The 12,014-nt window shown below is 37.9% G+C and carries 6 protein-coding genes; all 6 read right to left on the reverse strand.

All coding sequences use genetic code 11. The features are described 5' to 3' along the window. Positions 1–311 precede the first annotated feature (311 nt). The gene (locus OM074_RS02395) at positions 312–2,879 is read right to left on the reverse strand and encodes an alpha-L-rhamnosidase-related protein (protein WP_301197676.1); all 2,568 of its coding nucleotides are present in this window, start codon (positions 2,877–2,879) and stop codon (positions 312–314) included. Positions 2,880–3,061: 182 nt separating this feature from the next. Further along, entirely contained in the window at positions 3,062–5,206 is a 2,145-nt protein-coding gene (locus OM074_RS02400) for a family 43 glycosylhydrolase (protein ID WP_301197677.1), read from the reverse strand. A gap of 156 nt (positions 5,207–5,362) precedes the next feature. Then, complete coding sequence (locus OM074_RS02405) at positions 5,363–7,870, reverse strand: glutaminase family protein (RefSeq protein ID WP_301197678.1); 2,508 nt, start codon at positions 7,868–7,870, stop codon at positions 5,363–5,365. Between the two features lie 321 nt (positions 7,871–8,191). Further along, complete coding sequence (locus tag OM074_RS02410; protein WP_301197679.1) at positions 8,192–8,398, reverse strand: hypothetical protein; 207 nt, start codon at positions 8,396–8,398, stop codon at positions 8,192–8,194. Positions 8,399–8,833: 435 nt separating this feature from the next. Further along, the gene (locus OM074_RS02415; RefSeq protein ID WP_301197680.1) at positions 8,834–9,961 is read right to left on the reverse strand and encodes a glycoside hydrolase family 76 protein; all 1,128 of its coding nucleotides are present in this window, start codon (positions 9,959–9,961) and stop codon (positions 8,834–8,836) included. 952 nt (positions 9,962–10,913) lie between these two features. Then, positions 10,914–11,897, reverse strand: coding sequence for a DUF4973 domain-containing protein (locus OM074_RS02420; RefSeq protein ID WP_301197681.1), 984 nt, complete (start codon positions 11,895–11,897; stop codon positions 10,914–10,916). Positions 11,898–12,014 lie beyond the last annotated feature (117 nt).

The following is a 12,014-nucleotide window of genomic DNA, read 5'->3' on the forward strand; positions in this document are numbered from 1 at the left end:
ACTTTTGTCTCAAGCCGACGGGCTTTTACTTTCTTCCTTCAGCTGAAGAAAGTAAACAAAGAAAGCCGCCGCTGACATGAAAAAGCTAAAAATCATCGCTCTTCGCTAAAAGAAAAGAACTCACTGCGTTCAAACAGCTTTTCTTTCTTAACGCTTCGTTTACTGATTTTTTTAACGCTTTTACATGAAGGCGGTTTAGATACCTTAACATATCGCTCAATATCATATAGCCTTTGTTAATATTAACAATATCTATACTCTTATATTTTTTCTCGGTCAGTAATGATTTTCGATATAAAAAAATCGACTTTCTAACGTTTACTTGTGCTTACAAAGGTATAATTTCCGGGATTCACTTTAAACTTTATATACGCTTCGTCCTCGCTATCGAATTCTACACCATCCATAAGGAAACCTGGTTTATTATTGCGCCAAATTGTAACGGAATTAACTGTAATTTTCACTTTTTTACTGCCCCCAAATACTTTTTTAGGAATACAAACAAGACAGACTGTATGATCCGGCGATGATATTTCTTGTGTAAAACATTTTGCTTCGTTATCAAGATTAAATGATGCTGATATTGTTCCATGCGGCGTAGGAACTGTTCCTGAAATATGAGTTAAATCAGCTGTTATGGGTAAAAATTCGTATAGAGAATAAGCTGGCTTTAGTGGCCTAATCCCCAAATAGAATGCACTCAAATTATAAAGTGGACCTGCTGACCATGCGTGGTTTGTACTACCCTTTGCCGGGAACTCTTCCCATAAAGTTGATGACCAACTATCAACCATGGCTTTATACCTGGTTCTGATACGGTTTAATGTAGCAACAGGATCAAGCTGTAACATGGCCATATCGATGTACATCTCCTGATAAGGACTGGCATCGTATCGGGTCTTTAAAATTTCCAGAATTTTATCTTTCTTGTCCTCATCAGCAAATCCGGCAAGTACAGCCCAGGCATTGGTACGATCATCTACCACTTTTGATTGCACACCATCCTTTTTATGATAGGCGTATGCTTCTCCATTCCAGAAATAATCGTTAAAATGAACTTTCACTTTTTCTTGCAAGCCTTTGTAAAAGAGTATATCATCAGTCTTGTTAAGTGTTTCTGCAATATGTATCATATTGGATAGCAAAACACTATAAATAGCATTACTTACGGCATTTACACTACCTGTCTCATTATCCATGTTACCGCCCCAATCTATCCAGTTCCAAACATCAGGCTGAAGTATCAACAGTCCATCAGCATTTGAAGTAGAAACCAAATAGTTGATGTATTTCTTTATATAAGGATAAAGTTCCACTAGTAATTCTTTATCACCAGTATACAAGTAATAATTCCAAAGCATGGATACTGCAGCAAGGTTTTGGTCTGGCAGATGGAATTCTGTGCCTGGTGCAGTGGTATAAAGCGAACCATCTTCTTTTTGGGTATACATTAGTTCCCGATAAGCCTTTTTAGAAAGCAGGGTACTCTGCTGACCATAAATATAAAAGGCATAAAGGATCTGTTCAGAAACATCTCCCCACCATTGCCCGCGTTCACGATCAGGACAATCAAAGAAATAATCACGCATACATACCAGTGATGTGTTTTTGCACTTTTCCCACAATGTATTCAACAGCGTATCATTTGAATTAAAAGAACCTATAATCTCTGTATTATATGAAGTTTGATGAAACTTTAAATCAAGTATTTCAATTGATCCGCTTACATTGTTAAACTGTAATTGTACCTTGTGACTACTTGAATTTTGCCATGCAAAACATTCAAACTCCTGTTCTCCTTCTTTGGTAATATAATCCTGGTAATAATAGTCGTTTAACACCATGCGTAAACGAACACCTGCGGGGGCATTTATTTTAAAGTAGGGCATGCCTTGGATATTATTATCAAGAATCGCCTCAATAGTATCGTTCCCTGAAATTGTTGTCAGCAGCTCTGACTGGTTGGTAAACTCTAAATAGCCATTATCTTTCCACATCGGAATGGTACGATTAACCAGTTTATTCCATGGAGAAACCGGAGGTATACCTTTCTCTGTAGCATATGTCCATGATGAATCATCATAATCGTAAGTGTGCCAGCCTTTAATTTCAAGTCTTGCATCATAAGTAACGGGGTAAGCCAACCATTTAAAAGAATTCCAAATGCGCAAGGGAGATTCTGTATTACCATAAGCAATATCGCATTTTTCAGGTAAGGTGAATGATTCGTTTTCGTTGGCACATTGTTTAAAAGGTTGTGTGCTGCCGGCAGGTCTGTAATATCCAAACTTTGGCATACCTTCAAGAGGATCACCACCAAAGTTATCATTACTAAAAGTTACGGTTCCACTCACTCCATATTTGTACTTTAGCACACCACGTAAAAACGCTGAATCAACTTTTATCTTCCAGGTTCTGTCTGTAAGAATTTCCGTTAGAGTTGATCCTGTTAGATGAGATTCAAAAAGAAATCCTCCATTTTCTATGGTTCGTTGCGTATAGCAATCGGGCCCACCCTTATGCCAAACCAACGCACTTATAATGTTTTCACCACTTGTTAAATATGGTGCCAGATCAATTTCATCATAGTAGGTATTTTGTAAATCAGGTCGGGTATCCAAACCACCATCGTTCACCACTAACGAATCGTTTACAAACAACCAATATTTATTTTCAGCAGCTATTCGGGTTAAGGCTGTGGTTGGTTTTGAATCGAGGGTTACTTTCTTTCGGATATTCACCCAGGTGTTATCCAGTCCAGTTTCATTGGTCCAGATCCAGTTTGCAGTCCAGGTTTCTGATTGAGCAAAAGTGAATTGAAAGTTTAACGAAAGTGCCAGGCTCAAAAATATGATTGCTTTTCTGATAAATATATTCATTCGAGAGGAGTTTTTATAAAGGTTCATATACCTATAAAAGAACAAAGCAAAGATTACTCATTCCTCCTATTTCTTTTTTTTAACTACAAATTTTAAACCCACTCCAAATAATAAAATCCCCAAACAAGCATCAAACCTATTAGGGGATTTCAATTAATCTTCAAAAACTTTCCTTGCTATCCCTAAATAAGAATCACTTTACTGATATAAGTTTCCTTTCCTGTAGATATTTCAATGAAGTAAATGCCTTTGGAAAACGTGGATATATCAAGGGTTTCGCAATCGGATAAAATTGCCAGTACCTGCTTGCCGGAAATATCATAAACTTTAATTTCTTTTTCTCCCTGATCCAATCCCCTGATATGTAATATCCCCTTGGTTGGGTTTGGGAACAAACGGATATTTTGCTTCCTTTCTATTTCATCATTATTGGTATTAATACCCCTATCGCCTATTTGGGCAAAAGTAGCATCCTTTTTATCCAGGTCTGAAGAAATAGTCTCCACATATAGGAGGTTGTTTCTATGCCTGATATATTTATCCGGATACAAATAGCATTGAAAAGAAACCAATTTATCATGGGCCAGACCGGGGCTCTCAATAAACGTGGCCTGATTATAAAAATCCTGGGTACTTTCGTTTTCACTCAATACTAAATCCCCATTATTATAACACAAATAATTGGATGGATAGTTCATGGATTGTAATGAAACTCCCTGACCTGCTAATCCCGGAACTATTTTCCAATAAGCATCCCGGGCATCTGTCATATAACTGTCCATGCGTCCCCTCCCATTTTGATGACGGATAAATTTTCCCGGCATATTGTAGCTTTCCCATGAAACATACCCCGGGTCCGGGTTCACATATTCACCGGCAAAAACAAGATCGAATTGCTGATTTGTAGTATTTAACAGCTCATACTGCTGCAAATTGGCGCCACTCTCTGCGGAACTCAGGGCAATTTCAAGTGCCTTATTACTTCTTTTAGATACAATATTATAGTATCCCTCTGAACTCTCTATAATTTCCCACATCTGGCAATCTGCTGAATTGGGCAACCACAATCCCACATTGGCACCATTTGCCACCGAACAATTTGACACATCTAAAGCCAGTCCGCCAGCTACAGCTGTTATCGTATAATACCCATCCGAAGTAGCCTGAATCACCCATTTTTGGCAATCCAAACCATTATCGTCCCACTGGTGCACATTGGTTCCTGCTGCCTGCGAACATGCAGCAACATCAAGAGCCTTACTGCTGTGGCGAGCCAATATTTTATATACGCCATTTTCAACAGGTAACTGAGATGGCAAAAGAGTCTCTCCGGAAGGGGCTTTATAGCGGACTCCGGTAGGTAAGGCTTCTCTAAAGTCTGGTGTTCCATCGGTATTCCAAAATAGCTTCTGTGCCCTTACACTACGGGTATGATCACAAGCACCTCCCGATTCTGTTGTGGCATGATAGGCAAACCAATCTTCAGTGCCATCAATTGAGGTAAAAAAACAATGGTGTCCGGGTCCATAAACCTGAAACTCCGGCTTTTTAACAAATACAGGATCCGGATATTTATACCACGCCTGCAGATTCAAAGGATCTGCCGTTTCATCCATTGACAACATCCCTAAAATATAATCCGGTGTCCAGCAACCATTGGCTGAATACACCAAAAATACTTTACCATTTCTTTTAAGGATCTCGGGACCTTCATTCACACTCCCGTTATTTTCCCATGATTGATCGGGACTGCTGAGCAGGGTTCTTCCCGGCACCAAGGTCCATGGATTGCTCATTTCAGCGATATATATCCGTTGTGGCTTATCCCCATCAGAAGGATGGGCAACTCCTGACCAAACAAAATAATTCTTTCCATTTAACGACAGTATTGTTCCATCAATAGCCCAATAGTCAGCCGATGAATCATATATCCTACCCTTACTAACCCAGGATTGCGTTTGGGGATTATCGGATGAATTTTCGATCACATATGTTCTTTGTCCGCTTAAATTATCTATATCATTGGCTGTATAGTAGATATACCATTTATTGTTTAAACGGTGTAATTCCGGCGCCCAATAAGCACAACACGGACCTCCTTTTGCCGGGGAAAATACCTCAATAGCCGGAGCTGATTTTAACCCTTCCAGGGTAGCCGACTTTTTAAGAACAATGTTCCCGCCTGTAGTCCCCGTTGCATAATAATTCCCGTTATAAACTACAATATGAGGGTCTTCCAGTTCATATATAGGATTTGTAAAGCTTTGGCCACAAACTGAAAATAAACTTATAAGCAAACTAAAAACTAATACACTAAACTTCATCATGGCATGTAATTTAAATATTTCATGAATTAAACCCGATTGATACTACATAAATCGGGCAACACGGGCCAGGCTTGTGGTATAATAGAAACAACAAAGGGGCTGTTATAAAAATACTTCATATTTTTAATAACAGCCCCCTATCAAGGCATCATACTACTACTCTAAAAGTTTGATAAAGTAACCACCAACCACTGAACGGGCTTGAAATCCTACCTGACGTGCATTCGGAGTTTCATACCAGTCTGTCATAGGAACACGGTCTTCGGTTTCTGTTACAAACAGGTGTAAAGGATCAATAAACTGTTGGAATTCTTCATTACTATTAGCCATGGTTGCTGTCCATACTACCCAATCGGATTTTGTATAGGTACGACGATTATCCAATGGCAAACCATATTTGTTTTGTTTGGTCAGGTAATAATCAATCTCTGTTTGTATCACATCCTTTGGAAAGATATTAAACCCTAGAAGTTTATCCCAAACCAGGTTATACTTCTGACTCCAGGTACCCGGTTTATCAAAAGTCAGCTTATAGTGATCGCCATCTTTAGCCATCTCTATCCATTTTGCTGCCATATCCTTTGCAGCCGACATATATTTATCTGCAATTTCATTTTTGTTAAGCATAGAAGCTAAACGCCCGAAACTGGCTACTCCCATAATTGCCTTAGCCGAAAGGTTAACATTATGAGCAAAATGTCCTGCAAAATCATCAGTACATAACTGATTTTCCGGATCCAATCCGTTTTCCAACAGGTAATCAGCCCAAACAGTCAACACTTCCCAATGTTTTGCTGCATAGTCAGCATTTCTCTCCTGATGCGCAATGGCTGCGGTTAATACCAACATATTTCCACATTCCTCAACAGGCATATCGCCACCGTATGTTTGTCCGTTAGCCAATGGATAAGTACCAACATCGTGTGCAGCAAAAGGCTTTGTCCATTTTCCGCTTTCTGAATAATAAAAAATTGGGTTCAGCATTCCTTTTAATAATTCAGGATTATACTTTAAATACAAAGGAGCCGAAGGGTAAGTCACATCAACCGTTCCGATAGATCCGTTACTAAAGTTTTCTTTCGACAAGAACAGGATATTTCCTTGCTTATCTTTTACGAGCTTATGGGCTGCAATGGATTGACGGAAAGCCAACACACATAATTCAGCATAGTTTTTACCACCGGCATTCAGGGCTTCGTTCCAAACCTGGTTATCCAGTTTATTACATGCTTCAACAACCGATACATAATCGTTTGCTGCCAAGGTTAAAACCTCATCAAACGACACTTCTCCATCATGAGCCCACCAGGCCTTTAGGTTATCGCCAAAATACTGAATAGACTCCACATCATCATAAGCCACCATAACTGTGCTTTGGGCTGGTTTTAATCCAACAGACCCCAGGTTATCGCATACAAACATTGAAACCATTTCCTGACTCGGACGGGTTACTTTTGAAGCCAGCTGTGAGCTAATCATACCTTTTTGCTTAAAGTCGTTTTTCACGCCATTATAGTCACCTAACCCAACTGTTTTATCCTGATCAGCTGCTGCCACTAAATAAGCATATCCCCAATCAATACGCACATTATCACCTTTACGCTTTAATATTTCCTGCTTGGTGGTACCTGCTTTAACATAGGCCAGGTTGTTAATAGTACCCCTGGTTACTTCTGCCTCTTGCGAAGGGCTATTTACTGCCCACTCCGGAGTCATTTCAAAGAAAACCTGAACCTCATGCTCTTTGCCATCATTGGATACCACATCATAATCCACATAATTTACCGGACGTGAAAGAATATCCAGGTCGCCAGGCAGCAATGGAGAAATAAACCTTACATCCAAATCAACCGGACCACACGTAAAGTTATAGTGCGTTTGAGTTGCAGACAAAGCTACCTTGTTTTGAACCGCAGTTTTTGAAAAAGCCTGCTCCCTGTCATTCTCCACATAAATACCAAAATCAAGGTAAGCCAAACCACCCCTGTCTTGGCAATAAGCAGCAAATACATTGTTTCCATCCTTTTTTAACAAGGAAGCATCAAACTCAACAATACGGTTATCTCTGGCACTGTTACCAGTATTCAACACTTCTTCCCCATTTAAAAACAACACAAAATCATCATCATGCGAGTATCTTAAATATACCTTTGATACACCAGATAAATCAACACCTGAAACCTCGCGGCGCACCCAGATATGTTCTGTTTCCCAGATTGTTTGTGCATTTTGGTTGCCGTTGTTTCCAAAGGCTCCATTACCTTCTTTCCATGATTTATCATTAAAATCAGATTTGAACCAGTTTTTTGATGGCTTGCTGGTAGTGTATTTTGCCTTCCATGCTCCTTCACTGGCCATAGGCACAATTGCTTTTAACGGGATATCTTCTTTACCCAAAAAACGATATACTTCGCCATCAACCCTGATTGCACCAATTAAGGATTGAGTTTTCCCTGTCCAGTGACGGACAGGGATATCAAAAAGCTGGTCTGACATAGACCATGCACTGGTATAAGGATCAATTGTTATTAAAGGATAAGCAGGAGCACGCATCTCCGCTGTATATGAAGCTTGCTTATTTGAACTCATTGTACATGAAGACAATATAGTGCAAAACACAACCACCCCATTTAAACCATGTTTAATTAATTTCTTTAATTTCATTACAATTACATTATTTAAATATTAATTTTCTATTCATTACCATCCATATTTAAATACAACCAGGGTAAGTTTATTACTCATTAGATTACTGCTTTTTTGTATTATTTGTAATAATCATAATTGGCATGATATTTTATCACTAGTGTCCAACTAAAATATTAATCTTCAGACTTACATTACTTTTGTCTCAAGCCGACGGGCTTTTACTTTAGCTCACGAATTATAATATAGGTGTTCGTGATTTCCGCTTTGCTCCAATTCTTCCTTCAGCTGAAGAAAGTAAACAAAGAAAGCCGCCGCTGACATGAAAAAGCTAAAAAATCACCGCTCTTCGCTAAAAGAAAAGAACTCTCCCGTTTTAGAATTTGTAGGGATTTGAAATTCAAATCCCACAATGTTCTTGAACGGGATTTTCTTTCTTAACGCTTCGTTTACTGATTTTTTTAACGCTTTTACATGAAGGCGGTTTAGATACCCTAACATATCGCTCATTATCATATAACCTTTATTAGTATTAACAATATGCATACTCTTATATTTTTGTGACGGTCAGTTAAGATATTTCATGAAAATTGGTGAGAGATAACTTTCACTCCGAACGCACAAGGGCATCGCCTCCGCAGAGTAGCTGTGACTAAATGGTTATTCCCGGAAATATCAAAATTTTGGCCGTGACTAAACGGTCATGGGGCAAAAAAATGGTTTTGGAGCCTTTAACTAAACAGTCATGGCCATTTTTTTGCTTTTTTGGCCCGTGACTAAATGGTTAAAGGGCATTTTAAAAAAAAAATGGGCCTTGACTATATAGTTACGCCCCATTTAATTCAAAAGTCGGGTTTGACTGTTTAGTCACGGGGTAAATTTTTCAACGGACTGTTGATTGACATCGGGATATGGAGTAAAAACATAACCCCATGCGTTGCATGGGGCCAGGATAAAATCGAGTTTTCTTTCAAACACTGTTTACTTCAATTTTGGAGGAACAAGCTGCATCAGGGCAGGACAACCACTGGCATCATAAACTTCAATATCCCCTTCGGGGCATGGAATAGCAAAATCTTTGAAAGTCAATTTTCTCATCTGATCCCTGTTTTTCCAGGAGTTGTTGATATTTTTTAGCAACCACTTATGATATTGAGGCTGATCACAATCTATTAGTTCAACAATGTATTGGGCAAAAATTGCGGCATAAACGCCTTGTTCTATTCCATTTTCGAATGGGAACATTCCTTTTGCATCGCACATTTCGTTTTTTACATAATCAGCAGCCAAAACAGCATCCGCTAAATATTTTGATTCATGTGTAATTTGATACAAGGCAACTCCAGCCCCTATACAGCTTCCCTGATTATACAAGTGCATTTTCCAATGCGGTTCCCCATCACCATGTTTGGAATCGGCAACGGCTCCGGTGGATTTATTAAACAAATTATCACCAGACCAATCGTATATTTCTTTTGCCTTGTTTAAATAATCCTCTTTTCCGGTAAGCTGATACAATAAAGCCGAACCAACAACTGTAGGGTAATTGATACATGACATTTTACCTTTCCACTCGTCACGTTTCCATCCCCATCGCATACCGCCTTTTTCTTTATCATACGATCCACGTTCATCAATCCCTTCCGAACCATACCATACCCGATCAAAACCGGAAACAGCCAATTCAAGGTATTTATCTTCTCCTGTTATCTCGTATGCACGGCAGAGTGATATAACCCACCACATAATGTCATCATAAATAAACCATTCTGTTGTGTTGTTCCAGTTAAAATTATCGTACTGGCCACAGGCGCCTTCGTATATCTCATGTATCAGCTTAAAATATTTTTGATCCTTGGTACGACTGTAGGCATTCATAATCATATCCCAGTAAATAGCCTGGGTCCAAATGGCTGCACGCTGTTTTTTTTCGGTGGATATGTTATAAACTTTTGTAGAGGTATTATAAAAGGCTTTGTTAAAGGCATCGATGCAAACTGTTGCCTCATGTGGGGTAAAGTTTGTTTTGCTTTTTTCATTGTTTTTTCTCCTGTCGCAATTAGCATGTAAAAAAGTAAATAACAAGAGTATGGCGGATATGTATTTCATGATTATTTATTTTATAACACAAGTATCAAGTATCAAGTGAAAAGTATAAAGTTTAAAGTTTAAAGACTCCTTTGTTATGTTTGGGAAGTATAGAACAAAATTATTATCTTATTGATTTTAAGCGAATTGTAAATCAGTCTAATTTCTATTATCTAAAATCTAACGATCAATTGATTTAACACGCCTTCGATTTATCAACAATTGAACACCTATCAATATAAGTATTATAATAACCAATAACATCCCCAAAACGCTAACTCCAAAAGAACCAAGCCCATCATTAATCCCTGATTTTTTCATATTATGAGCCATATGTAATAACATAAAATGAGTTGCTAAAAACTGACTCACTATACTAATAACCTGAGTTCGATTAAAATTTTAGAATTCAGATTGTCATAAAAAGCTGATATACAAGGCAAATTTTGCAGGGCTAGCGAGCTAGCTCGAAAAATTTAACGCAGGAGATTAGTTTTTTATGACAAAGCATATAAGTTTCGCTTATAAACAGCGATTTTCTTCCTGAAAATTATTCAAAATAGCCCGCTATTCTTTCATAATTTCCAGTTGAAACTCACTATTTATAAGCGATCTGAATCCAAAATTTTATGTCGAACTCAGGTTAATAGTACAAACAATCCAAAATTTAAGTTTAATCTTATGCCTAAGAGCCTTTAATCCTGCAACTATTTGAAAAATTACCGGTGAAAAGAAAAACACCAATAAGATTGAGGGTAAAATTTTCTGTGTAATTAAAGCTATTATCATCCCTGACATGGTATTTGAAATAAAAAAACATAGGGTGTTATCAAATTAAATAACACCCTGTAAAAAAGTTTTAGCCTGTACAAGCTGGCAAATTATGCTAATCAAGAATTGAAATAATCGTTCGACTCCTCTGCCTGTCTTTTACAGAGGGGAAGTCGTACTTTCAAACCTTGACAAACAATATTTACCATTGAATAGCCTGATCTTCATCCGGAATCTGGGTGTTTATACTTCTATGAAGCATAATGGTACCCTGAACGGTATAGTTAATCTCATACCCTTCTACCGAAGTATAATCTGTAAAGTCGTAATCAATATTACTAATAGTCACATAACGATCCAATATGTAAGGATGCTCATAATTCACCTCTTCTTCAATTGAAAACACAGGTGTACTGTTTGATACAAATTTAATATTAGGATCCTCTGCAGTAAGCGTTACGGTATTGTCTTCATTAAATTTTGCATTAATCTTATAGCTACGACGATCGGTATTATCTTCATCCACTGTACCGGCATAAAAGAATGCAGTGCTTTCATCCACCACATAAAGCATTGTTGTACTACGAACAATTGCTGCATCATCCTCATAACCTTTTAAATAAATGCTTAAAGCCGTACTACTGTATGAACCTGAATAATCATTAAAAGGCATAACCCTGAGCAATGCTTTTTTATAGTTCTTGTTAGGATTTGCCACATAATTATATGAATCATCATTAAGTATGGTCAAAGGCAAAACCCATTTATCCACCAAATCAATATCTTTTAAAGAGTAATTGATATCCAATAAAGCGGTATTTTCACCACTTGCAATATCTATGGTAGGAGCCATTTCATAATACGAGCTTCCCAGTTCTCTATAATATAACTCTTCGCGACTTTGGAAACGTGCATAATTATGAGTTGTTAAGGTATCTGAATCCACACCTATATGAACCTGCAGGTTTTCCATGTTATTTTTAGAGCCGCTAACAATTAGCGGAAGCTTATAGGTAACTGCCCCATCTGCTTTATATCGTACATATACAGGAGTTACCCCATTATCATCAAGAGGAGCCTTAAACGAAACATAGTGCTCGAACTGCTCATCTTCCCATTCATCGTTACATGAACTATACATTACCAGTATAGTCAGTAAAAATAGTATTTGATATATATTTTTCATCTGTTTAAAAATTAGTATCAAGACGCAAGTATCAAGTATCAAGACTGATTAGCACACATGCAGAGATAAGAAAACTCTGAGCTTTTAATCATTATCCTGTGTGAGTAATACTTAATC

The sequence above is a fragment of the Plebeiibacterium marinum genome (assembly GCF_026013615.1).
Lineage (GTDB): Bacteria > Bacteroidota > Bacteroidia > Bacteroidales > Marinilabiliaceae > Saccharicrinis > Saccharicrinis marinus_A.

Coding starts and splice junctions, on each gene's coding strand:
- OM074_RS02395 (WP_301197676.1), bottom strand. CDS start 2,879: ATGAATATATTTATCAGAAAAGCAATCATATTTTTGAGCCTGGCACTT.
- OM074_RS02400 (WP_301197677.1), bottom strand. CDS start 5,206: ATGATGAAGTTTAGTGTATTAGTTTTTAGTTTGCTTATAAGTTTATTT.
- OM074_RS02405 (WP_301197678.1), bottom strand. CDS start 7,870: ATGAAATTAAAGAAATTAATTAAACATGGTTTAAATGGGGTGGTTGTG.
- OM074_RS02410 (WP_301197679.1), bottom strand. CDS start 8,398: ATGCATATTGTTAATACTAATAAAGGTTATATGATAATGAGCGATATG.
- OM074_RS02415 (WP_301197680.1), bottom strand. CDS start 9,961: ATGAAATACATATCCGCCATACTCTTGTTATTTACTTTTTTACATGCT.
- OM074_RS02420 (WP_301197681.1), bottom strand. CDS start 11,897: ATGAAAAATATATATCAAATACTATTTTTACTGACTATACTGGTAATG.